The organism is Pseudoxanthomonas sp., assembly GCF_035999195.1.
GTDB lineage: Bacteria > Pseudomonadota > Gammaproteobacteria > Xanthomonadales > Xanthomonadaceae > Pseudoxanthomonas_A.
On the sequence record NZ_DASYGY010000009.1, the window covers coordinates 789,249 to 812,338 of the forward strand.

At 68.3% G+C, this 23,090-nt stretch carries 24 protein-coding genes and 1 tRNA gene; 2 read left to right on the plus strand and 23 right to left on the minus strand.

The annotated features are described in order from the left end of the window. Positions 1-7 precede the first annotated feature (7 nt). The 14 genes from nuoK to tpiA all read right to left on the minus strand — a co-directional run bounded on the left by nuoK (position 8) and on the right by tpiA (position 11,355). The gene (gene nuoK / locus VGN58_RS10820) at positions 8-313 is read right to left on the minus strand and encodes an NADH-quinone oxidoreductase subunit NuoK (RefSeq protein WP_055943851.1); all 306 of its coding nucleotides are present in this window, start codon (positions 311-313) and stop codon (positions 8-10) included. Next, a complete protein-coding gene (locus VGN58_RS10825) occupies positions 310-963 on the minus strand; it encodes an NADH-quinone oxidoreductase subunit J (RefSeq protein ID WP_327483245.1) in 654 nt (217 codons plus the stop codon). The genes nuoK and VGN58_RS10825 overlap by 4 nt, the downstream gene beginning before the upstream one ends. 10 nt (positions 964-973) lie before the next feature. Further along, complete coding sequence (gene nuoI, locus VGN58_RS10830; RefSeq protein WP_162108528.1) at positions 974-1,462, minus strand: NADH-quinone oxidoreductase subunit NuoI; 489 nt, start codon at positions 1,460-1,462, stop codon at positions 974-976. 3 nt (positions 1,463-1,465) lie between these two features. Further along, a complete protein-coding gene (gene nuoH, locus VGN58_RS10835) occupies positions 1,466-2,557 on the minus strand; it encodes an NADH-quinone oxidoreductase subunit NuoH (RefSeq protein WP_327483246.1) in 1,092 nt (363 codons plus the stop codon). Continuing rightward, the gene (gene nuoG, locus VGN58_RS10840) at positions 2,554-4,788 is read right to left on the minus strand and encodes an NADH-quinone oxidoreductase subunit NuoG (RefSeq protein WP_327483247.1); all 2,235 of its coding nucleotides are present in this window, start codon (positions 4,786-4,788) and stop codon (positions 2,554-2,556) included. The genes nuoH and nuoG overlap by 4 nt, the downstream gene beginning before the upstream one ends. After that, the gene (gene nuoF / locus VGN58_RS10845) at positions 4,785-6,155 is read right to left on the minus strand and encodes an NADH-quinone oxidoreductase subunit NuoF (RefSeq protein ID WP_327483248.1); all 1,371 of its coding nucleotides are present in this window, start codon (positions 6,153-6,155) and stop codon (positions 4,785-4,787) included. Before nuoF ends, nuoG begins: the two co-directional genes overlap by 4 nt. A gap of 4 nt (positions 6,156-6,159) precedes the next feature. After that, complete coding sequence (gene nuoE / locus VGN58_RS10850) at positions 6,160-6,687, minus strand: NADH-quinone oxidoreductase subunit NuoE (RefSeq protein WP_299343055.1); 528 nt, start codon at positions 6,685-6,687, stop codon at positions 6,160-6,162. Continuing rightward, complete coding sequence (locus tag VGN58_RS10855) at positions 6,684-7,988, minus strand: NADH-quinone oxidoreductase subunit D (protein WP_327483249.1); 1,305 nt, start codon at positions 7,986-7,988, stop codon at positions 6,684-6,686. Before VGN58_RS10855 ends, nuoE begins: the two co-directional genes overlap by 4 nt. Further along, entirely contained in the window at positions 7,985-8,710 is a 726-nt protein-coding gene (locus tag VGN58_RS10860) for an NADH-quinone oxidoreductase subunit C (protein ID WP_327483250.1), read from the minus strand. Before VGN58_RS10860 ends, VGN58_RS10855 begins: the two co-directional genes overlap by 4 nt. Before the next feature lie 41 nt (positions 8,711-8,751). Beyond that, entirely contained in the window at positions 8,752-9,306 is a 555-nt protein-coding gene (locus VGN58_RS10865) for a NuoB/complex I 20 kDa subunit family protein (protein WP_162108535.1), read from the minus strand. Then, positions 9,297-9,653 carry an NADH-quinone oxidoreductase subunit A gene (locus VGN58_RS10870; protein ID WP_055943822.1) on the minus strand — a complete coding sequence of 119 codons (357 nt, stop codon included), beginning with the start codon at positions 9,651-9,653 and terminating at the stop codon, positions 9,297-9,299. The genes VGN58_RS10865 and VGN58_RS10870 overlap by 10 nt, the downstream gene beginning before the upstream one ends. A 301-nt stretch (positions 9,654-9,954) precedes the next feature. Further along, positions 9,955-10,039: transfer RNA gene (locus VGN58_RS10875), tRNA-Leu, on the minus strand. 47 nt (positions 10,040-10,086) lie between these two features. Next, a complete protein-coding gene (gene secG, locus VGN58_RS10880) occupies positions 10,087-10,539 on the minus strand; it encodes a preprotein translocase subunit SecG (RefSeq protein ID WP_327483251.1) in 453 nt (150 codons plus the stop codon). Positions 10,540-10,596: 57 nt separating this feature from the next. Next, positions 10,597-11,355: a triose-phosphate isomerase gene (gene tpiA / locus VGN58_RS10885; protein WP_327483252.1), complete on the minus strand. Its 759-nt coding sequence runs from the start codon at positions 11,353-11,355 to the stop codon at positions 10,597-10,599. 115 nt (positions 11,356-11,470) lie between these two features. Between tpiA and VGN58_RS10890 the strand changes: the two genes are divergently transcribed. Further along, positions 11,471-12,280 carry an SDR family oxidoreductase gene (locus VGN58_RS10890; RefSeq protein WP_327483253.1) on the plus strand — a complete coding sequence of 270 codons (810 nt, stop codon included), beginning with the start codon at positions 11,471-11,473 and terminating at the stop codon, positions 12,278-12,280. Positions 12,281-12,389: 109 nt separating this feature from the next. On the opposite strand, the gene VGN58_RS10895 is transcribed toward VGN58_RS10890, so the two are convergent. From VGN58_RS10895 to trpB, 5 genes are all read right to left on the minus strand, one after another. Continuing rightward, positions 12,390-13,328, minus strand: a complete 939-nt coding sequence (locus tag VGN58_RS10895) for an isopenicillin N synthase family dioxygenase (RefSeq protein WP_327483254.1) — start codon at positions 13,326-13,328, stop codon at positions 12,390-12,392. Between the two features lie 74 nt (positions 13,329-13,402). Further along, complete coding sequence (glmM, locus tag VGN58_RS10900; protein WP_327483255.1) at positions 13,403-14,752, minus strand: phosphoglucosamine mutase; 1,350 nt, start codon at positions 14,750-14,752, stop codon at positions 13,403-13,405. Next, on the minus strand, positions 14,749-15,642 hold the full coding sequence (gene accD, locus VGN58_RS10905) for an acetyl-CoA carboxylase, carboxyltransferase subunit beta (protein ID WP_327483256.1): 894 nt from the start codon (positions 15,640-15,642) through the stop codon (positions 14,749-14,751). Before accD ends, glmM begins: the two co-directional genes overlap by 4 nt. An 86-nt stretch (positions 15,643-15,728) precedes the next feature. Further along, positions 15,729-16,526 (minus strand): tryptophan synthase subunit alpha, encoded by a 798-nt coding sequence (gene trpA, locus VGN58_RS10910; RefSeq protein ID WP_327483257.1) that lies wholly within the window; start codon positions 16,524-16,526, stop codon positions 15,729-15,731. After that, positions 16,523-17,734, minus strand: a complete 1,212-nt coding sequence (gene trpB / locus VGN58_RS10915; RefSeq protein WP_327483258.1) for a tryptophan synthase subunit beta — start codon at positions 17,732-17,734, stop codon at positions 16,523-16,525. Before trpB ends, trpA begins: the two co-directional genes overlap by 4 nt. A 97-nt stretch (positions 17,735-17,831) precedes the next feature. On the opposite strand from trpB, the gene VGN58_RS10920 reads away from it, so the two are divergent. After that, on the plus strand, positions 17,832-18,716 hold the full coding sequence (locus VGN58_RS10920; RefSeq protein WP_327483259.1) for a LysR family transcriptional regulator: 885 nt from the start codon (positions 17,832-17,834) through the stop codon (positions 18,714-18,716). Between the two features lie 2 nt (positions 18,717-18,718). Here VGN58_RS10920 and VGN58_RS10925 read toward each other — a convergent pair whose 3' ends face one another. The 4 genes from VGN58_RS10925 to VGN58_RS10940 are packed head-to-tail and all read right to left on the minus strand — an operon-like array spanning position 18,719 to position 23,020. Next, positions 18,719-19,354 (minus strand): phosphoribosylanthranilate isomerase, encoded by a 636-nt coding sequence (locus tag VGN58_RS10925; RefSeq protein WP_327483260.1) that lies wholly within the window; start codon positions 19,352-19,354, stop codon positions 18,719-18,721. A 22-nt stretch (positions 19,355-19,376) separates the two neighbouring features. Further along, on the minus strand, positions 19,377-20,177 hold the full coding sequence (gene truA / locus VGN58_RS10930) for a tRNA pseudouridine(38-40) synthase TruA (protein WP_327483261.1): 801 nt from the start codon (positions 20,175-20,177) through the stop codon (positions 19,377-19,379). 18 nt (positions 20,178-20,195) lie between these two features. After that, the gene (locus tag VGN58_RS10935) at positions 20,196-21,956 is read right to left on the minus strand and encodes a FimV/HubP family polar landmark protein (protein WP_327483262.1); all 1,761 of its coding nucleotides are present in this window, start codon (positions 21,954-21,956) and stop codon (positions 20,196-20,198) included. Positions 21,957-21,994: 38 nt separating this feature from the next. Then, the gene (locus VGN58_RS10940; RefSeq protein WP_327483263.1) at positions 21,995-23,020 is read right to left on the minus strand and encodes an aspartate-semialdehyde dehydrogenase; all 1,026 of its coding nucleotides are present in this window, start codon (positions 23,018-23,020) and stop codon (positions 21,995-21,997) included. Positions 23,021-23,090: the final 70 nt, after the last annotated feature.

Here is a 23,090-nt window from a genome sequence, read left to right on the forward strand (position 1 = left end):
CGGTGCATCAGCCTTTGAGCGTGTCGACTTCGGCCACGTTGATCGTGCGCCGGGTGCGGAACAGGGTGACCAGGATCGCCAGGCCGATGGCGGCCTCGGCGGCGGCCACGGTCAGGATGAAGAAGACGAAGATCTGGCCGGCCGGGTCGCCGAGTTCGCGCGAGAACGCGACGAAGTTGATGTTCACCGAGAGCAGCATCAGTTCGATCGACATCAGCAGCACGATGACGTTCTTCCGGTTGAGGAAGATGCCCGCCAGGCTGATGCAGAACAGCACGGCGCCCAGCGCCAGCAGGTGGCCTACGGAAATCATGCCTTGCCCTCCCCGTCCACCGGCGCACTGGCCGGCGTTTCGCGCACCGGCTTCTCGGCCGGCATCGACACCATGCGTAGGCGGTCGCGCGCATTGACCCTCGACTGCTCGCCCGGGTCCTGCGTCTTGATGCCGGTGCGCTTGCGCAGCGTCAGCATCACGGCGGCCACCACGGCCACGGTGAGGATGACGGCGGCGAACTCGAACGGCAGCAGGAATTCGGTGAACAGGGTGCGCGCCAGCCAGGCCGTGTTGGACACGTCGGCGGCGGCGGAAGCGGCGTTGTCAGCGAACGGCACCGCCATCTTCGCCTTGATGCCGATCAGCACCAGCATCTGCGCCAGCATGACCACCGCCACCAGCAGGCCGACGGGCAGGAACTTCACCCAGCCCTCGCGCAGGGCGGCGACGTCGATGTCCAGCATCATCACCACGAACAGGAACAGCACCATCACCGCGCCCACGTAGACGAGGATCAGGGCCACGCCCAGGAACTCCGCGCCCACCAGCAGCCAGATGCAGGCCACCGAGAAGAACGTCAGGATGAGGCACAGCACGGCATGCACCGGGTTGCGCACGCTGATCACCGCGCCGGCGGCGACGACCGCGACGGTGGCGAAGGCGTAGAAACTGATCAGGACCCAATCCATTCTTCTGACCTCAGCGGAAAGCGGCGTCGGCGGCGCGGCGCTCGGCGATCTCGGCTTCCAGCCGGTCGCCGATCGCCAGCAGCTGCGGCTTGGTGACGATGTTCTGCCCGCGCTTGTCGAAGTGGTACTCCAGCACGTGCGTTTCCACGATCGAGTCCACCGGGCAGCTCTCTTCGCAGAAACCGCAGTAGATGCACTTGAACAGGTCGATGTCGTAGCGCGTGGTGCGGCGGGTACCGTCCTCGCGCGGGGCCGAGTCGATGGTGATCGCCAGCGCCGGGCAGACCGCCTCGCACAGCTTGCAGGCGATGCAGCGCTCCTCGCCGTTCGGATACCGGCGCAGCGCGTGCAGGCCGCGGAAGCGCGGCGACTGCGGGAACTTCTCCATCGGGTACATCAGCGTGTACTTCGGCTTGAAGGTGTACTTCAGCGTCAGCCACAGGCCCTGCAGCAGTTCCAGCAGCATCAGGCTCTTGAAGTAGTGCACAACCTTGCTCATGTCTTACACACCCTTCTCGAACACGCCGAAGAACACCAGCAACGCCGTCACCGCGATCCACGCGATGGTCAGCGGAATGAACACCTTCCAGCCCAGGCGCATGATCTGGTCGTAGCGGTAGCGCGGGAAGCTGGCGCGGAACCAGATGTACGCGCTGGCGAAGAACAGGACCTTCAGCAGCAGCCACGGCCAGCCGCCGGTCCAGATCCAGTCGATCCACGGCGACACGTCGGCGGTGATCCAGCCCTGCAGCGGGCTCAGCCAGCCGCCCAGGAAGAACAGCGACACCAGGAAGCTGACCAGGATCATGTTGGCGTATTCGGCCAGGAAGAACAGCGCGAACGCCGCACCCGAATACTCGACCATGTGGCCGGCGACGATCTCCGACTCGCCTTCCACCACGTCGAACGGCGAACGGTTGGTTTCGGCCACGCCGGACACCCAGTACACGATGAACAGCGGGAACAGCGGCAGCCAGAACCACTCGAGGAAGCCCGAGTCGCCCGCCTGCGCCATCACGATGTCGGTCAGGTTGAGGCTGCCGGCGGCGATCAGCACGCCGACCAGGGCGAAGCCCATCGCGATTTCGTAGCTGACCACCTGCGCTGCCGAGCGCATGGCGCCCAGGAAGGCGTACTTCGAGTTGGACGCCCAGCCGGCGATGATGATGCCGTACACGCCCAGCGAGGTCATCGCCAGCAGGTAGAGCAGGCCGGCGTTGGCGTTCGACAGCACCAGCTGGTAGTCGAACGGCACCACCGCCCACGCCGCGAACGCCGGCGCCAGCGTGATCAGCGGCGCCAGCACGTACATGGTCTTCTGCGCGCTGCTGGGCTGGATGATCTCCTTGAACAGCAGCTTGAAGACGTCCGCGAAGGCCTGGAAGATGCCCATGCCCACGTACATCGGCCCGTGGCGCACGTGCATCCAGCCGATCAGCTTGCGCTCCCACACCACGTAGAACGCGACCGAGATGATCACCGGCATGGCGATCGCCAGGATCTTCAGCACGATCCACAGCACCATGCCGATGTCGCCCAGCCCGAAGAACCACTCGCGCAGCGGGCCGACCGCGTTGATCAACATCTCGTTCATGCGCTCACCACCGTGACGCGTCCGGCGCCCAGCGGCGCCGTCGCACCGTAGCCGCTCTCGATCCAGGCGACGCCTGCGGCGACGCGGGCATCCGCCACCACCGGCAGTGCGGCCGTGCCGACGCCGTTGCCGACCTTCGCCATGCCGCCTTCGGCGACACCGGCTGCCTGCGCATCGGCGGGATTCAGCACGATGCGGTCACCCACGTTCAGCGGGTGCGCCTGCAGTGCTTCAGCGCGGCGGACGGTACCGTCGGTGCGGTAGATCGCCGCGGTGACGGCCAGTTCCAGGCCCTGTCCGTCGATGGTCGGTGCGGCGGACTTGGCCACCGTGACCGTCCTGTCGTCGGCGATGGCCTCGCGCGCACCGGCGATGTCGGTGAACTCGAACCCGGCCAGCTGCAGCTCGCCCCCCAGGGCGCGCAGCACCTTCCACCCCTCGCGCGCCTCGCCCGGCAGCTTGCCGGCGGCCTGCGTGCGCTGGTCCCTGCCGTCCAGATTGGTCAGCGTCGCCTCGATTTCGGGCAACAGCCCGATCGGCAGGATCACGTCGGCCACGTCGCGCGTCGACTTGCAGGCGAAGTGGCTGAACGCCACCACCTTGGCCGAGCCCAGCGCGCGCGAAGCGGCCGGCGTGTCGGCGAAGTCCAGGCCCGGCTCGATGCCGTAGATCACGTAGGCGCTGCGCGGCTCGGCGAACATGCCGGCCACGTCGCGACCGCTCGGCAGCACGCCACGGCGGGCCAGCCCGACCGCGTTCGCGCCTTGCGGAATGCGGCACAGCGAGGCATCGGTCGCGCCGGCGAAATCGGCGGCAGCGGCGCGCAGCACGGCGGCCTGCGGATGGTTCTCGACGATGCCGCCGACGATCACGACAGCGCGGTTGGCGGCCTTGGCGATGTCGCGCAGCGCGGCATCGTTCAGCGCTTGGCCCAGTTTCGACGGCGCAACGATGTGCTTGCCGGCGATGCCGAACGCGAAGTCGAAGTCGACCGGGTTGACCACGTGCACCCTGGCGCCCTTGCGGACGGCCTTGCGGATGCGCTGGTGCAGCAGCGGCAGCTCGTGGCGAATGTTGGTGCCGAACAGCACGATCACATCGGCCTGTTCGATCTCCGCCAGCGGCAGCGCGAACGGCTCGGCGACGGCGCCGTCGGAGAAGTCGCGGGTATTGATGCGATGGTCGAGGTTGCCGGTACCGAGGCCGTCGGCCAGCTTCGCCAGCAGGCCGCCCTCCTCGTTCGACACCGCCGGATGCACCAGCACGCCGAGGCTGTCGCCGCGGTTCGCGCGCAGGATTTCGGCGGCGGCCGTCAGGCCTTCCGCCCACGACACTTCGCGCCACTCGCCATCGACCTTCCGCAGCGGCTTCACCGCGCGGTCGTCGGCGTACAGGCCCTGGTGCGAATAGCGGTCGCGATCCGACAGCCAGCATTCGTTGACCGACTCGTTCTCGCGCGGCACGGTGCGCAGCACCTGGCCGCGGCGCGAGTGATAGAACACATTGGAGCCCATCGCGTCGTGGAAGCCGACGGATTCGCGCGCGATCAGTTCCCACGGACGGGCGCGGAACTGGAACACCTTGTTGGTCAGCGCGCCCACCGGGCAGACGTCGATGACGTTGCCGGAGATCTCGGTGGTCAGCGGCTTGCCGTCGTAGGTGCCGATCTGCAGGTTCTCGCCGCGGTACATGCCGCCCAGCTCGTAGGTGCCGGCGACGTCCGCGGTGAAGCGCACGCAGCGCGTGCACTGGATGCAGCGGGTCATCTCGGTGGCGACCAGCGGACCGATGTCCTCGTCCGGCACCACGCGCTTGCGCTCCTGGAAACGGCTGACCGAACGGCCGTAGCCCAGCGACAGGTCCTGCAGCTCGCATTCGCCGCCCTGGTCGCAGATCGGGCAGTCCAGCGGATGGTTGATCAGCAGGAATTCCATCACGTTGCGCTGCGACTTCAGGGCCTTGTCGCTGCGCGTGGCGATCTTCATGCCGTCCATCACCGGCGTGGCGCAGGCCGGCGCCGGCTTCGGCATCTTCTCGACTTCCACCAGGCACATCCGGCAGTTGGCCGCGATCGGCAGCTTCTCGTGGTAACAGAAGCGCGGGATCGGGATGCCGGCCTTGTCGGCGGCCTGGATGATCATCGAACCCTTGGGCGCGGCCAGTTCCTGCCCGTCGATGAAGACGGTGACGTGGTCCGGCGGCAGGTTGGGATTGACGGGCTGCGCACTCACGCGGCCACCTCCAGGTTGGAACGGACCACGGTGCCGTTGCGCTCGTCGTCGACGAGGAACCGCTTGTTGACGATCGCGTATTCGAATTCGTGCCAGAAGTGGCGCAGCATGCCCTGCACCGGCCACGCGGCGGCTTCGCCGAACGCGCAGATGGTGTGGCCTTCGATCTGGCCGGCGGCCGCGCGCAGCGTCTGCAGGTCCTCGATGGTGGCCTTGTGCTCGGCGACACGGGTCAGCATGCGGTACATCCAGCCGGTGCCTTCGCGGCAGGGCGTGCACTGGCCGCAGCTTTCCTTGAAATAGAAGCGCGCGATGCGCTGGCACGCACGCACCATGCAGGTGGTGTCGTCCATCACGATGACCGCGCCCGATCCGAGGCCCGAACCGGCCTTCTGGATGCTGTCGTAGTCCATCGTCAGCCCCATCATCACCTCGCCCGGCAGCACCGGCATCGAAGATCCGCCGGGAATGACGGCCTTGAGCTTGCGGCCTTCGCGCATACCGCCGCACAGCTCGAGCAGCTCGGCGAACGGCGTGCCCAGGCGGATCTCGTGGTTGCCGGGCTTCGCCACATGGCCGGAGACCGAGAAGATCTTGCAGCCGCCATTGTTGGGCTTGCCCAGGTTCATGAACCACTCGGCGCCGTTGCGCACGATCGCCGGCACCGACGCGTAGGTCTCGGTGTTGTTGATCGTGGTGGGCTTGCCGTACAGGCCGAAATTGGCCGGGAACGGCGGCTTGAAGCGCGGCTGGCCCTTCTTGCCTTCCAGCGACTCCATCAGCGCGGTTTCTTCGCCGCAGATGTAGGCGCCCGCGCCCAGCGCGTTGTACAGGTCAATGTCCACGCCCGAGCCGAGGATGTTCTTGCCCAGCCAGCCGTGCTTGTAGGCCTCGGCGGTGGCTTCTTCCAGGTGCTCGAACGGCTCGTGGTGGAACTCGCCGCGCAGGTAGTTGTAGCCCACGGTCGAACCGGTGGCGTAGCAGGCGATCGCCATACCCTCGATCACCGCGTGCGGGTTGTAGCGCAGGATGTCGCGATCCTTGGCGGTGCCCGGCTCGGATTCGTCCGAATTGCAGAGGATGTACTTCTGCATGTCGCCCTTGGGCATGAAGCTCCACTTCAGGCCGGTCGGGAAGCCTGCGCCGCCACGGCCGCGCAGGCCGGACTGCTTGACCATCTCCACGACCTCGGCCGGCGGGATCTTCTCTTCGATGATCTTGCGCAGCGCGGCGTAGCCGCCGGTCTTCAGGTAGTTCTCGTACGACCACGGCTTATCGAAATGCAGCGTGGTGTAGACGGCCTGGTGCTCCTTCGGAGCGGGGCCGACCGGGCCGTAGCCCTCTGAGTAGTGTGAATGGCCTGCCATGCGCTTACTCCAGCCCGTCCAGCAGTTCGTCGACCTTCGCCGGCGTCAGCTTCTCGTGGTAGTGGCCGTTGATGACCACGACCGGCGCGCCGCAGCACGCGGCCACGCACTCTTCCTCGCGCTTCAGGTAGACGCGGCCGTCGGCGGTGGACTCGCCCAGCCGGCAGCCGAGCTTCTTCTCCGCGTGCGCGACCAGATCCTCGGCGCCGTTGAGCCAGCAACTGATGTTGGTGCAGAAGGCCACGTTGTTGCGGCCGACCTTCTCGGTCTCGAACATCGAGTAGAAGCTGGCCACCTCGTAAGCCCACACCGGCGGCAGGTCGAGGTACTTGGCGACGGCGGCGATCAGCTCGTCGGTCAGCCAGCCCTCGTTCTGCTCCTGCGCGGCATGCAGGCCCTGCAGCACCGCCGAGCGCTTGCGGTCCGGCGGGAACTTGGTCAGCCAGTGATCGATGTGCGCGCGCGTCTTGTCGCTCAACGCCACCAGCGGATCGACGTTCTGCGCCGCTTCGAAATTACCCGTGGCCCTCATCGGTCCACCTCACCAAAGACAAGATCATAGGTACCGATCATCGCGACGACGTCGGGAAGCATGTGGCCGCGCACGATCTCGTCCATCGAGGACAGGTGCGCGAAGCCCGGCGCGCGCAACTTCACGCGGAACGGCTTGTTGGCGCCGTCGGACACCAGGTAGCAGCCGAACTCGCCCTTCGGCGCTTCGACCGCGGCGTAGGTCTCGCCGGCAGGCACGCAGTAGCCTTCGCTGAAGAGCTTGAAGTGGTGGATCAGCGCTTCCATGTCGTCCTTCATCTCCTCGCGGGAGGGCGGCGCGACCTTGAAGTTCTGCACCATGACCGGGCCGGGGTTGGCCTTCAGCCACTGCACGCACTGCTTGATGATGCGGTTGGACTGGCGCATCTCGGCCACACGGACCAGGTAGCGGTCGTAGCAGTCGCCGTTGACGCCGACCGGGATGTCGAAGTCGACCGCATCGTACTTCGCGTACGGCTGTTTCTTGCGCAGGTCCCAGGCGATGCCCGAGCCACGCAGCATGGCGCCGGTCATGCCCCACGCACGCGCCTGCTCCGGCGCGACCACGCCGATGCCGACGGTGCGCTGCTTCCAGATGCGGTTGTCGGTCAGCAGCGTCTCGTACTCGTCGACGCGCTTGGGGAATTCGTTGGTGAAGTCTTCCAGGAAGTCGAGCAGCGAGCCTTCGCGCGCCTGGTTGAACTGCTTGAGCGCCTTGCCCTTGCGCCAGGGCGATTCCTTGTACTTCGGCATGTGGTCCGGCAGGTCGCGGTAGACGCCGCCCGGACGGTAGTACGCCGCATGCATGCGCGCGCCACTGACGGCCTCGTAGCAGTCCATCAGTTCTTCGCGCTCGCGGAAGGCGTACAGCATGACCGCCATGGCGCCGAGGTCGAGCGCGTTGGAGCCGACCCACATCAGGTGGTTCAGGATGCGGGTGATCTCGTCGTACATCGTGCGGATGTACTGCGCGCGCTCCGGCGCCTCGATGCCCATCAGGGTCTCGATGGCCCGCACGTAGGCGTGCTCGTTGCACATCATCGACACGTAGTCGAGGCGGTCCATGTAGCCGATCGACTGGTTGAACGGCTTCGATTCCGCCAGTTTCTCGGTGCCCCGATGCAGCAGGCCGACGTGGGGATCGGCGCGGACGATGGTCTCGCCGTCCATCTCCAGGATCAGGCGCAGCACGCCGTGCGCGGCCGGGTGCTGGGGACCGAAGTTGAGCGTGTAGTTACGGATCTCCTGCTTGCTCTCGGCAGGGTTGCTGGCGAACGCGGCGCCGGATTGCGGATTGCTCATGCCTTGCCCTCGCGCGCGGCCGCTTCGCCGGCGGCGGTCTGGTAGCGCGCGTCGTCGCGGATCACGCGCGGCACGCCGACGCGCGGCTCGACCGAGGTGACCGGCTCGTACACCACGCGCTTCTTCTCTTCGTCGTAGCGGACTTCGACGTTGCCGATCAGCGGGAAGTCCTTGCGGAACGGATGGCCGACGAACCCGTAGTCGGTCAGGATGCGGCGCAGGTCCGGATGGCCCTCGAAGATGATGCCGTACAGGTCGAACGCCTCGCGCTCGAACCAGTTCAGGCCCGGCCACACGTCGCACAGCGAGGCGACCACGGGCAGGCCGTCGTCCGGCGCGAAGCAGCGCACGCGCACGCGGCGGTTGTGCTGGTACGACAGCAGGTGCAGGACCACGGCGAAGCGGTTCGGGCGGGCGGCGTCGCGCGGGCGCTGATCCCAGTCGAAACGGCCCGGACCGAAGCCTTCGACGCCGCGGCTGAAGCCCTCGGACGACACGTCGGCGGTGTCCCACTCGGTGCTGCCGTAGCCCAGGTAGTCCACGCCGCTGAGGTCGACGGCCTGTTCGAAACCGAACTCGTCGCGCAGCGCCAGGGCCACCGCGTGCCAGGACGCGGGGGGCACTTCCAGGGTGATTTCGCCGCGCGGCTCGGCCACGCTGACCGTGGCGTCCGCGAAGCGGGTGCGCACCTGGTCGGTGAAGTTTGCAGCTTGCTCAGCCATGGGGCGTGGCGTGCTCTAGAAAGGATCGGGGGAAAGGAGGATCAGCGCGCGATGGTCTGCGTGCGCCAGATCTTCTTCTGCAACTGCAGGATGCCGTACACCAGCGCCTCGGCGGTGGGCGGGCAACCCGGCACGTACACGTCGACCGGCACCACGCGGTCGCAACCGCGCACGACCGAGTAGGAGTAGTGGTAGTAGCCGCCGCCGTTGGCGCAGCTGCCCATCGAGATCACCCACTTCGGGTCCGGCATCTGGTCGTAGACCTTGCGCAGCGCAGGCGCCATCTTGTTGACCAGCGTGCCCGCCACGATCATCACGTCGGACTGGCGCGGCGACGGACGGAACACCACGCCGTAGCGGTCCAGGTCCAGGCGCGAGGTGCCGGCGTGCATCATCTCGACGGCGCAGCAGGCCAGGCCGAACGTCATCGGCCACATGGAGCCGGTGCGCGCCCAGTTCATCAGCGCGTCGACGCTGGTGGTCACGTAGCCCTTTTCCAGCAGCGGGTTGTCGCCCTCGGGGCGCAGGATGTCGTCCACCCGCCCTTCCGGGATCGGGTTGTTCATCAGACGGTCGACGGTCTGGATCACTCCCATTCGAGCGCTCCCTTCTTCCAAACGTAAATGAAGCCGAGGAAGAGCATGCCCACGAACAGGCCCATCGTGACCAGCGCACGCGGACCCAGCTCCTGGAACACCAGCGTCCACGGAACGATGAAGATGATTTCCAGATCGAACACGATGAACTGGATGGCGATCAGGTAGTAGCGCACGTCGAACTTCATGCGCGCGTCCTCGAAGGCCTCGAAGCCGCATTCGTACGGGGACAGCTTCTGGGCGTCGGGACGACGCGGACCGAGGAAGCGACCGGCGACCATCAGCGCGATGCCGATGCCGGTGGCGACGATCAGGAACAACAGGGTGGGCAGGTAATTGGCCAGCACTCGCTTGTCTCGTCTTGTCCTATCCGCCGGCGCGCGGGACGCGCACGGCATGAATGGGGCTCGCATCGTCCGCGAGCGGCTGCGCCGCGAGCGATCCGCCGATGCGACCATCGGGCCCACCTTCCGCGGGAGCCCTTCCGCAACACGTACCGGGCGCCCGATGAATCGGCGGGATTGTAACGGTTCGTGAACTCGCTAGTAAACGATTACCGACGCATACCGCCGCCGTCGGCGAAAGAAAAAACCCGCCTTCCGGCGGGTTTTTCGCTGCGGGAGCGACGTTGCCGCCGACCCGCCTCATTGGTGCCCAAGAGGGGACTCGAACCCCTACGACTTTCGCCGCTACCACCTCAAGGTAGTGCGTCTACCAATTCCGCCACCTGGGCTTTGAAACCTGCGCGACGCTGCGCGCGCCCCGCCATTGTATCCGCGATCAACCGCCCTGCGGCGGTGTTGCCGGCGGCGTTTCCGCCGCAGGTGCCGTCTGCTGCGGCGCGGGTGCCGCCGGCACGCTGTCGACCGCCGGCGCGGGCGCCTGCTGGATCGGCGAACTCGGCACGGTCGACGGCTTGGGCAGTTCGCCCGCCGGCGCGGCCGGCGCCGCGGGCAGCTGCGACATCACGCCCAGATTCTGCTCGGTGGTCGGGCGCGCACTGTGCGTCGCGTACCAGGCCATGAACAGGCTGATGCCGAAGAACGCGATGGCCAGCCACTTGGTGCTCTTGGACAGGAAGTTGGACGCGCCGCGCGCGCCGAACACCGTGCCGGAGGCGCCGCCGCCGAAGCCGGAGCCCGCCTGGGCGCCGGAACCGCGCTGCATCAGCACCAGCGCGATGATGGCGATGGCCACCAGCACGTACACCACATTCAGGATCAACATCCACATCGGAATCAGTCTCAACCGGTTGAGTCGCCCGGCCCCGATGGACCGGTCGTGCCGGGGTCACCCCCGACCGGCCGCCGCCTGCGCGATGGCCAGGAAATCCCGGGCGACCAGGGAAGCGCCGCCCACCAGCCCTCCATCGACATCGGGCTGCGAGAACAGTTCCGCGGCGTTGTCGGGCTTCACGCTGCCGCCGTACAGGAGGGGCAGCGAGCCGCCGATTCTAGCATCGCGCGCGGCGACTTCGCCACGGATGAAGGCGTGGACCGCCTGGGCCTGCGCCGGCGTCGCGGTCAGCCCGGTGCCGATGGCCCATACCGGCTCGTAGGCGATGACGGCACCGTCGAAGGCCTGCGGGCCGGCCAGGTCGAACACGGCGTCCAGCTGCTTCTGGATTCGGAACTCGGTCTGCCCGTCCTTGCGCTGCTGCTCGGTCTCGCCCACGCACAGGACGGGAATCAGGCCGGCGTGCTTGGCGGCGACGAACTTCTTCGCCACGAATTCGCTGCTTTCGTTGTGGTACTGGCGGCGCTCGGAATGCCCGACCAGGCCGTAGCGGGCGCCCACGTCCACCAGCATCGCGGCGCAGACCTCTCCCGTGAAGGCGCCCTTCTCGTTGCTGCTGACGTCCTGCGCGCCGAAGACGACCCCCCGGTCGCCGTAGTCCTCGATCAGTTCGCCCAGATAGGGCAGCGGCGGCAGGATCAGCACGTCCACGCCGTCCAGCGGCAGACCCGCGACCAGTTCGTCCATCAACGCCGCCGCGAACGCGCGGGTGCCATGGAGCTTCCAGTTGCCCGCCACGAGCTTGCGACGCATAAGACCAATTCCTGTCCAGTTCGGGTCGCGCAGTCTAGCCGATGTTGCCTGCCCGACCTACCCGCCGCGCTATCGTGCACGTACCCCATGCCTCTTTCCCGCCCAGGAGCGCTCCATGTCCGATGTCTCCCCTGCCCCGCCTGCCGGCCATGCGCTGGTCACGGGCGCCTCCAGCGGCATCGGCGAACAGATCGCCCGGGAGTACGCCAGGCGCGGCGTGCCGTTGGTATTGACGGCCCGGCGCGTGGACCGGCTGCAGGCATTGGCGACGGAACTGCAGGCACAGGTGCCGGTGGAGATCGTGGACGCGGACCTGGCCGATCCTGCCGCGCCCGAGGCACTGGTGGCGGAACTCGAACGGCGCGGCGTGAGGATCCGCATCCTGGTCAACAATGCCGGCTACGGCATGCCGGGGCGTTACCGCGCCAGCGACTGGGCCGACCACGCCGCCTTCCTGCAGGTGATGGTGACCGGCGTGTGCGACCTCACCTGGCGGCTGCTACCGTCGATCCGCGCGTCGGGCAATGGCCGCATCCTCAACGTCGCCTCCTTCGCCGCACTGATGCCCGCCGCCGACGGACAGACGCTGTATGCGCCGGCCAAGAGCTTCCTGCTGAAGTTCAGCGAAGCGCTGGCGCTGGAGAACGCCGACAAGGGCGTGCATGTCACCGCCCTGTGCCCCGGCTTCACCTACTCCGAGTTCCACGATGTCACCGGCACCCGTGCCCGCATGCGGGTATCGTCGACGATGTGGCTGCAGGCGGCCGACGTGGCGCGCACCGGCATCGACGGCAACGAGCGCGGCGACGTGCTGGTGGTGCCCGGCTGGCGCTACCGCGTGCTGCACGCCATCGTGAAGCTGCTGCCGCACCGGCTGGCGCTGGGAATGATGGCGCGCAACTCGCGCAAGGTGCGGCCGCTTTAGGGCCGTGATTGGTGATTGGTGATTGGTGGAAGCCAGAGCGTGGGTGAGGCGCGACGTCGCCCCGCGTTTACGAATCACGAATCACCAACCACCAATCACCGCTCGTCACCTACTTCAGCTTGATCTCGCGCAGGCGCTCTTCCAGGTAGCCCTGTGCCGTGATCGGCTCGGGGTAACGCGTCGGATTGTCCGGTGTGATCGTGGAAGGCAGCACGTCGATCAGGAAATCCGGATTCGGGTGCAGGAAGAACGGCACCGAGTAGCGCGGCTGGCGCGCCTGTTCGCCCGGCGGATTGGTCACGCGGTGCGTGGTGGACGGATACACGTGGTTGGTCAGGCGCTGCAGCATGTCGCCGATGTTGACCACGATGGTGTCGGCGTCGGAGGTGAACGGCACCCACTCGCCCTGCTTCGACCGCACTTCCAGGCCGGCGGCGCTGGCACCCACCAGCAGCGTGATCAGATTGATGTCCTCGTGCGCACCGGCGCGCACGTTCGGAATGTCGTCGGCGGTGATCGGCGGATAGTGGATCGGGCGCAGGATCGAGTTGCCCGAATCCGTCTTGTCGGCGAAGTAGTTCTCCGGCAGACCGATGTGCAGTGCAAGCGCCGACAGCACGCGCGAACCCAGCAGGTCGAGCGCCTGGTACAGCCCATAGCCATGCTCGCGGAAGCCGGGCACTTCGTCCGGCCACATGTTCGGCGGCATCACGTCGCGGTACTTCGAATCGTCGGGGATCTCGCGACCGATATGCCAGAACTCCTTCAGGTCGAAATGCTTGGAATCCTTGGCGGTCTCCACGCCGAACGGCGTATAGCCGCGGGCACCGCCGCCGCCGGGCACGTGGTACTGCTTCTTCACCTCATCCGGCAGCGCGAAGAAGCGCTTGAACACGTCGTAGGCCGCGTCGATCTTCGCCTGCGGAATGCCGTGGTTGCGGATGCCGGCAAAACCCCACTCGCGATACGCCGCGCCCAGTTCGGCCACGAAAGCCTCGCGATCGGTATCGAAACGGGTGATGTCCAGCGTGGGGATACGGGCACTCATTCAATCAGCTCCAACGGGGTAAGGATGCGGCAGGTCATGGGACCATCACCGCACCGGTGATGCATTGATCCGGCTCAAGCCGCCGCAGCGGCGCGCACGGCCTCGGCCAGCGTCTCCAGCGTGGTCTTCACCAGGGTGTCGTCGTCGGCTTCGACGGTGACGCGCACCACCGGCTCGGTACCGGACGGACGCAGGAACGCGCGCCCACGGCCGGACACGGCCGCCTGCGCCTGCACCAGCGCGGCCTGCACGCTGGGGGCTTCGGTGGGCCTGGCGCCGTTGGCCAGCTTCACGTTGATGGTCTTCTGCGGCAGCATCGTCAGGCCGTCCAGCGCGCCCCGCAGGGTCACCTTGCGGCGCTTCAGGGCCTCCAGCACCTGCAACGCGGCGATGATCGCGTCGCCCGTCGTGGTCCGGTCCAGGCACAACAGGTGGCCCGAGGCCTCGCCGCCGAGCACCGCATTGCCCTCCACGAGCGCCTGGTGCACGTAGCGGTCGCCCACCTTGGTGCGGACGAACGGGATTTCCAGCTTGCCCAGCGCGCGCTCGAGACCGTAGTTGGTCATCAGCGTGCCCACCACCGGGCCGCGCAGGCGGCCGCTGGCCTGCCAGTCGCGCGCCAGCAGGTAGATCAGCTGGTCGCCATCCACCGGGACGCCATCGGCGTCGGCCATCAGCACGCGGTCGCCGTCGCCATCGAAGGCGATGCCGAGGTGGGCACCGGTCTCGCGCACCTTGGCGGCAAGGCTCTCCACATGCATCGAGCCGACGCCATCGTTGATGTTGATGCCGTTGGGCTCGGCACCGATGGTGATGACGTCCGCGCCCAGTTCGCGGAACAGCAGCGGCGCGATGTGGTACGTGGCGCCGTGCGCGCAGTCCAGCACCAGCTTCATGCCCTTCAGGTCGAAGCGGCGCGGCACGCTGGCCTTGCAGAATTCCATGTAGCGGCCGACCGCGTCGCGCGTGCGGATCGCCTTGCCCAGCCTGTCGGATTCGGCGGTGAAGAACGGTGCATCCAGCGCGGCCTCGATCGCCGTTTCGGTGGCATCGTCCAGCTTTTCGCCTTCGGCCGAGAAAAACTTGATGCCGTTGTCGTAATGCGGGTTGTGCGACGCACTGATGACGATGCCGGCATCCGCACCCAGCGTGCGGGTGAGGAACGCGACCGCAGGCGTCGGCATCGGCCCCATCAGCTGCACGTCGGCGCCCGCGGCGACCAGGCCGGCCTCGAGCGCGGCTTCGAACATGTAACCGGAAATGCGGGTGTCCTTGCCGATCACCACCACCGGGCGCGCATCGCCGGCCTTCTCACAGAGCACGCGGCCCAGGGCATTGCCCAGGCGCAACACGAAATCGGCGGAGATCGGGCTGGTGCCGACGCGGCCACGGATGCCGTCGGTACCGAAGTATTTGCGGCTCATGCGGTCACCAGTTCGCTGTCTGCGGGCTTGGGCTGTCGCATCATCAACGCCAGCAGGTCGGCCAGCCGGTCACGCATCTCGCGGCGATCGCAGATCTGGTCCACCGCGCCGTGCGCCAGCAGGAACTCCGAACGCTGGAACCCTTCCGGCAACGTCTCGCGCACCGTCTGCTCGATCACGCGCGGGCCGGCGAAGCCGATCAGCGCTTCCGGTTCGGCGAGGTTGATGTCGCCCAGCATGGCGAAGCTGGCCGACACACCGCCGGTGGTGGGGTGCGTCATCACCGAGATGTAGGGCAGGCCGGCCTCACGCAGCTTGGCCAGCGCGGCCGAGGTCTTGGCCATCTGCATCAGCGAGAACAGGCTCTCCTGCATGCGCGCGCCGCCGCTGGCGGAGAAGCACACGAACGGCGAGCCGATTTCCAGCGCCTTCTCCGCACCCAGCGAGAAGCGCTCGCCGACCACCGAGCCCATCGAGCCGCCCATGTAGGCGAAGTCGAAGGAACTGGCGACCAGGTCGCGGCCCTTCAGCGTGCCCTGCAGGGTGATCAGCGCGTCGCGCTCGCCCGTACTCTTCTGCGCGGCCTTGATGCGGTCGGCGTACTTCTTCTGGTCCTTGAACTTCAGCACGTCGGTCGGGCCGAGCGATGCGCCGATCTCACGGGTGCTGCCGGGGTCGAACAGCGCCGCCAGGCGCGCGCGGGCGCGGATGGGCATGTGGAAGCTGCACTTCGGGCAGACCTCCAGGTTTTCTTCCAGCTCCGGCCGGTACAGCACCGCGCCGCAGCGGTCGCATTTTTCCCACAGCCCCTCGGGGACGCTGCGTTTGCTCTTGCCTGCGTTGCCTTCGGTGCGGATGCCCGACGGCATCAGTTTGCTGAGCCAGCTCATGCGTGGTCTTGCTGCCTGCCCCGGAGGGGCCCAATGGATTAGCGCGGCAGTTTAGCTCAGTCGTCCATGCACAGCCGTACGGAGGATCAGGCGTCCAGCGCCGCGCGCAGTGGGGCCAGGAAGGCCGCAGCGCGCGCGGGGGCGTCGTTACCGGCTTCGGCCAGGGCGGCCACCAGCGCGCTGCCGACCACCACGCCATCGGCATCGGCGGCCATCGCGCGGGCGCTGTCGGCGTCCTTGATGCCGAAGCCGGCCACCACCGGCGCACGGGACCCGGCCCGCAGCTGCTTCAGCCGTTCGCCGGCCGCGGCCGTGTCCAACCGGTCGGAGGCGCCGGTCACCCCGGCGAAACTGACGTAGTAGAGGTAGCCCTGGGCGGTGTCGCACAGCATCCGCAGGCGTTCCGGCGAGGTGGTCGGCGACGCCAGCGCGATCAGGGCCAGCCCTTCCCGGTCGAACACCGCACGGGTCTCCTCGGCTTCTTCCGGCGGCAGGTCGACCAGCAGCACGCCGTCGACGCCGGCGGCCACCGCCTCGCGGGCAAACCGTTCGGCCCCGTGGATCTCGACCGGGTTCAGGTAGCCCATCAGCACGATGGGCGTGCCATCGTCCTGCTGGCGGAACACCTCGACCGCCTCCAGCACGTAGCGCAGGCCGGCACCGCGCGCCAGCGCGCGTTCGGAACTGCGCTGGATGACCGGCCCGTCGGCCATCGGATCGGAGAACGGCACGCCCAGTTCGATCACGTCGGCGCCCGCGTCCACCAATGCATGCATCACCGGCACCGTGGACTCCAGCGACGGGTCGCCGGCGGTGATGAACGGCACCAATGCCTTGCGTCCGCTGGACTTCAGGTCGGCGAACTTCGATTCGAAACGGCTCACAGGCTGATCCCCTCGCGTGCGGCGATGGTGTGCACGTCCTTGTCGCCACGGCCGGACAGGTTGCACAGCACCAGCTGGTCCTTGGGCAGCTCGCGCGCCAGCTTGATCGCCTGGGCGACGGCGTGGCTGGATTCCAGCGCCGGCAGGATGCCCTCGGTGCGGGTCAGGCGGTGGAATGCCGCGAGCGCTTCCTCGTCGGTGACGCCGACATACTCCGCGCGCCCGCTGTCCTTCAGGAAGGCGTGCTCCGGCCCGACGCCCGGATAGTCCAGGCCGGCGGAGATGGAATGCGTTTCGATGATCTGCCCGTCGTCGTCGCAGATCACGTAGGTGCGGTTGCCGTGCAGTACGCCGATGCGTCCGGCCGACAGCGACGAGGCGTGGCGGCCGGTCTCGATGCCGTCGCCCGCCGCCTCGGCGCCGACGATGCGCACGCCCGGGTCGTTGAGGAAGGCGTGGAACAGGCCGATCGCATTGCTGCCGCCGCCGACGCAGGCGGTGATGGCATCGGGCAGGCGGCCGTAGTCGGCCAGCATCTGCGCCCTCGCCTCGCGCCCGACCACGGCGTTGAAGTCGCGCACCATGCGCGGGTACGGGTCCGGACCGGCGACGGTGCCGATGATGTAGAAGGTGTCGTGGACGTTGGTCACCCAGTCGCGCATCGCTTCGTTCAGTGCGTCCTTCAGCGTGGCCGAGCCACTGGTGACCGGCACCACGGTCGCGCCGAGCAGCTTCATGCGGTAGACGTTGATCTTCTGCCGCTCGATGTCGGTGGCGCCCATGTAGACGACGCATTCCAGGCCCAGCCGGGTGGCGACGGTGGCGCTGGCCACGCCGTGCTGGCCCGCGCCGGTCTCGGCGATGATCCGCTTCTTGCCCATCCGGCTGGCCAGCAGCGCCTGCCCGATGGTGTTGTTGATCTTGTGCGCGCCGGTGTGGTTCAGGTCTTCGCGCTTGAGCAGGATCTGCGCGCCGCCGACCTCACGGCTCAGCCGCTCGGCGTGGTAGATCGGGCTGGGCCGGCCGACGTAGTGCTTCAGATCCTTGTCGAAGGCGGCGATGAAGGCCGGATCGACCCGCGCGGCGTCATAGGCGGCCGACAGCGCCTGCAACGGGCCGATCAGGGTCTCGGCCACGAAGCGGCCGCCGTGCCGGCCGAAGTGGCCCCGGGCGTCGGGATAGGCGTGGTAATCGGCGGGTGCACTCATGGCGGACGGACGGAAGCGGATGAGCCGTCACTCTATCGCACAGGTGCTGGCCGCAAAACTGATGGAATATCACCAACCCGTGATTTAAACTCACGCCATGTCGCGCCCCCTGCCCCCGCTCAACGCCCTGCGTGCCTTCGAGGCCGCCGCCCGGCTGGGCAGCCTCAGCCGGGCCGCCGGCGAGCTGCATGTGACCCACGGCGCGGTCAGTCGGCATGTGCGCACGCTGGAAGAAGCGCTGGGACGTCCGCTGTTCGTGCGCGAGGGTCGCGGCCTGGCGCTGACCGCCGACGGCCTGCGGCTGCGCGATCTGGCAGGCGACGCGTTTTCGGCCCTGCAGTCCGGCTGGACGGCGATGCAGCGGGACCGGCAGCCGTCGGCCTTCGTCCTGGGCTGCCCGGGCAGCCTGCTGGCGCGCTGGGTGATCCCGCGGCTGGAGCGGCTGGCCCTCGACCTGCCGACGCTGACCGTGCACCTGTCGGCGCAGGAAGGCGGCTTCGACGATGCCCTGACCGGACTCGATGCGGCCCTGCTGGTCGGCGAAGCGCCCTGGCCGGCGGGGTGGGACGTGCATCCGCTGGGGCCGGAACGGATCGGCCCCGTGGTCAGCCCGCGCTTTGCCGGTGCCGCGACGCTCGCGCAGGCGGCGCCGGGCGCGTTGGCGGGCGAGCACGTCCTCCACACGGCGTCCCGCCCGCAGGCCTGGCCGCGCTGGTTCCAGACTCATGGCTTGGACGTTTCGACACTGCGTCTGGGCGCGGGCTTCGATCACCTGACCTACCTGCTGGAAGCGGCCGTCGCCGGGCTGGGTGTGGCGATCGCACCGCAGGAACTGGTGCAGGCCGACCTGGACAGCGGACGCCTGCTCGCGCCGTGGGGCTTCGTGGATACCGGAGGGACATGGGCGCTGTGCGCACGCCGGGGCAATCCGGACGCACGCATCCCGGCCTTGGCGACCTGGCTGCGCGACAGGCTGGCCTGAGATCAGCCGCGGCGGTCGTCGGCGTCGCGAACGGCCTCGACGAAGCGCCGCATCTTCTCCGCATCCTTTGTGCCGGGCGCGGATTCGATGCCGCTGGACACGTCCACGCCCCAGGGCCGCGCGGTGCGCAGGGCCACGGCGACGTTCTGCGGCGACAGACCGCCCGCCAGCAGGAACGGCCTGTCGGTGGAGGTCGGCATGCGCCGCCAGTCGAAACGCTGCCCGCTGCCGCCCTGCTCGCCCGCCGCATGGCCGTCGAACAGGAAGCCGTGCGCGCCGGGATACGCCGACAGGCTGGCGAACACGCTGTCGTCCTGCCCGCCCATGGCGATCGCCTTCCAGTACGGGCGACCGAACGAGGTCGCGAACGCGTCGTCTTCGCCGCCATGGAACTGCAGCAGGTCCGGCTGCAGCGATTCGACGATGTGCTCGACATCGCTGCGCGTGTTGTCCATCACAAGCGCGACGACGGCGATCTCCTCCGGCACCAGGTCGCGCAGCATGCGCGCCTGCCCGAGCAGCAGCCGGCGCGGGCTGTGCGGCGCGAACACCAGGCCGACGTAGTCCACGCCCAGCTCGACCGCCAGGCGGACGTCTTCGGCGCGGGTCAGCCCGCAGAACTTGATGCGCGTGTGCATGGCGGAAGGGTAACCCGCCGGCTCAGCCGATGGCGTCGGGCAGGGTCACTTCCGACGGCAGGTTCCAGGCGGCCGGATACAGCGGACTGACGAAGACCAGCCCGTCCGGCGGCGCGGTCGGTCCGGCCACGGTCCGGTCGCGGCCGGCGAGCAGTTCGCCGATCCAGGCTTCCGGCCGCTCGCCGCGCCCCACCACCAGCAGCGAGCCGACGATGTTGCGGACCATGTGGTGCAGGAAAGCGTTGGCCTGCACCTCGACGATGACCCGCTCGCCCTGACGGCTCACCGAGATGGCGTGCAGATTGCGCATCGCATGCGGCGACTGGCAATGCACGGTACGGAACGCGCCGAAGTCGTTTTCGCCCAGCAGCACCTGCGCGGCACGGTGCATGGCATCGGCATCCAGCGGGATCCGCTCCCAACTCAGGTACTGCCGCTCCAGTGCCGGCCGCGCCAGCCGGTTGACCAGCGTGTAGCGGTAGCGCCGCGCGCGTGCCGAGAACCGCGCATGGAAGTCGTCCGCCACCGGCTGGCACCAGCGCACGCAGACCGCAGGCGGCAGATGCGCGGTCGCCCCGAGCAGCCAGCTGCGCGGCATGCGGGGGACGTCGCTGTCGAAATGCACCACCTGGCACTGCGCGTGCACGCCGGCATCCGTCCGGCCGGCGCAGATCGTATCCACCCGCGCATCGGCGACCGACGACAGTGCGGCTTCCAGCGCCGCCTGCACGGTGGTGTCGTCCGGCGTGCCGGACTTGGTCAGTCGTTGCCAGCCTTTGAATTCGCTGCCGTCGTATTCGACGCCCAGCGCGTAGCGCGTCACTGCATCGCTCCCTGCCTGTCAGCCGATATCGCGCAGCAGCTGCAGGGCTTCGTCGCGTGCGATCGCATCGTTGCCGGCAGCGACTTCGTTCAACAGGTCGCGCGCGGTCGCCACGTCGCCGAGATCGAGGTAGGCCACCGCCAGTTCCAGGCGATCGCGACCAGCGGGTGCCTGCGGCGACGCGACCGGAGTGACCGGTGCGGCGCTGCCGCCCGCATGCCAGGTGGGTCCAGGCGCCGGCGCAGGCGCGGCCTTCGGTGCCGGCCTGGGCGCTGCCGCCTGCGGCACGACAACGGCAGGCTGCAGGACAGGACTCGGCGTGCGCGCCGGTTCGGGTTCCGCTGCGGGCGTGGCCTGCGGCATCACCGCGGCGAGCTCGGCGGCGCGACTCTCCGTGGGCGCCTTGCCGAACACCGGGTTGCGCGGCACCGGTGCCGGCGATACGCGCTGGCGGCGCTGGGCGAACCCCCAGGCCAGCGCACCCACGAACAGCAGACCGAAGCCCGCCCACGCCCAGACCGGCACGCCACCATCGCTGCCGTTGCTCTGCGCCAGCCGCTGCTGCGCGGCGGCCAGGTCGCTGTCCTTCATGGCCAGCAACTTCTCCTGCTGGGCCTTGAGCTTTTCCAGTTCCGCCACCTGCGAGCGCAGTTCCTGCACCTCGGCTTCGCGCGCGGCCAGGTCTTCCTTCGACTGCTGCAACTGTTCGTTCGCCAACATCTCGCCCTCACCGCCGGCGCTGACGCCGGACTGCGTTCCAGAACCCGTCGTGCTCGTGGCCGCGGGTGCGATTTCAAGCCGTGCCTCCGCCACGGCGGGGGCGCGCGACGCCGGTGCGGAGGGCGCCACCGGTTCCACCACGGCCGCCGGCTGCGGGATCGGCGCGCGCGCGCTGCGCCACTCGGCGATCTGGCTGCGCACCAGGGCGGCGGCCTCGCTCTCCAGGATGGTCTGCGCATCCGCCGACTCGGGCACGCGCAGCACCGCGCCCTGCTTCAGCAGGTTGACGTTGCCGTTGATGAAGGCCTCGGGATTGGCCCGCAACAGCGCCACCATCGCCTGGTCCAGCGTGTAGCCCTGCTCGCGCGCCAGCGGCGCGGCGATCTGCGACAGCGACTGCCCACGGCGCACCGGCGCCAGCGTATCGCCCGGCGCGACGGAAGGTGCCGGCGTTGCCACCGCGGCCGGCGTCGGGGCAGGACGCGCGGGAACGTCCGGCGCGGCCTGAGGCGTCGATTCGGGTGCCGGTTCCGGTTCTGCCGAGGCGGTGGCGACCGGCCCGACCGGACGCTCGATGATGTCCGTCGGCGCCGCAGCGGGCGCATCGATGACCGGCTGTCCGGCGGCCGCCAGCGTGCCCGGCGCACTGACCAGCGCCGAATACTCGCGCACCAGCCGGCCCTGGCCCCAGTCCACCTCGATCAGGAAATTCACCGCCGGCACGTCCACCGGCGTGCGGCTGGTGACACGCACCACCGGGCGCCCGGCATCGTCCAGCGCGATGGCGAAATCCAGTTCGTTGACCAGGCCCTCGGGGCGCGGCAGGCCGACCCGCTCGAACGTCACCGGAGACGCCAGGCGCGCGCGCAGCTGTTCGAGTTCGCCCGGCTCGCTGGAAATGACCGGAATTTCGGCCAGCAGCGGCTGGCCGGGTTGCGATTTGACCCTGATCTCCCCCAGGCCGAGCGCCAGGGCGGCGTTGCTCAGCAACGCCAGCCCCAGCCCGATCATGCCGGCCAGGTGGAGTCTTGCCGTCCGAGGTCTGTGCTTCGGTTTCACGGCCTTCCCCAAGTTTTCCCGGCCACGACTATAGCGGCTCAGCCGTTTTTCGCCACCAGCTCGGCCACCTGCACGGCATTCAGGGCCGCGCCCTTGCGGATGTTGTCGGACACGATCCACAGGTTCAGGCCACGCGGATGCGAGAGGTCCTCGCGGATGCGCCCGACGTACACGGCGTCGTTGCCGGAGGCATGCGTGACCGGCGTCGGATAGCCGCCCGGCGCGCGCTCGTCCACCACTTCCACGCCCGGCGCGGCCTCCAGCAGCGCGCGGGCGTCGGCGGCGGAGATCTTCTCGCGCGTCTCGATGGCGACGGCCTCGGAGTGGCCGTAGAACACCGGCACGCGCACCGCGGTGGGATTCACCTGGATGCTGTCGTCGCCGAGGATCTTGCGGGTTTCCCACACCAGCTTCATCTCTTCCTTGGTGAAGCCGTTGTCCAGGAAGTCGTCGATGTGCGGGATCAGGTTGAAGGCGATCTGCACCGGGAAGCGCTGCGGGTCCGGATCCTGGAAGTTCAGCAGCGCGCCGGTCTGGCGGCCGAGTTCCTCCAGCGCCGAGCGGCCCGCGCCCGAGACCGACTGGTAGGTCGCCACGTTGATGCGTTCGATGCCGACCTTGCGGTGGATCGGCGCTAGCGCCACCAGCATCTGCATGGTCGAGCAGTTCGGGTTGGCGATGATGCCGCGCGGGCGGTTCTGCACCTGCTCCGGATTCACCTCGCTGACCACCAGCGGGATGTCGGCGTCGTAGCGGAAGGCCGAGGAGTTGTCGATGACCACGGCGCCCGCGGCCGCGAACTTCGGCGCGAATTCCTTGGAGATGCCGCCGCCGGCGGAGAACAGCGCGATGTCGATACCGGCCGGATCGAAGGTGGCCAGGTCCTGCACGGTGATCTTTTCGCCGTTGAATTCGACGCTGGTGCCCGCCGAACGCTCGGACGCCAGCGCGACGAGCCTGCCGACGGGGAAATTCCGCTCGGCGAGGATGGACAGCATGGTTTCGCCGACGGCGCCGGTGGCGCCCACGACGGCGACGTTGAAGCTACGGTTCTGGTTGCTCATGGATGATGTTCGCAAAAGAGGGAGTGAAGACAGCAGACAGGAGAAGGCTGTGCTCGGGGAACCTGCGGAC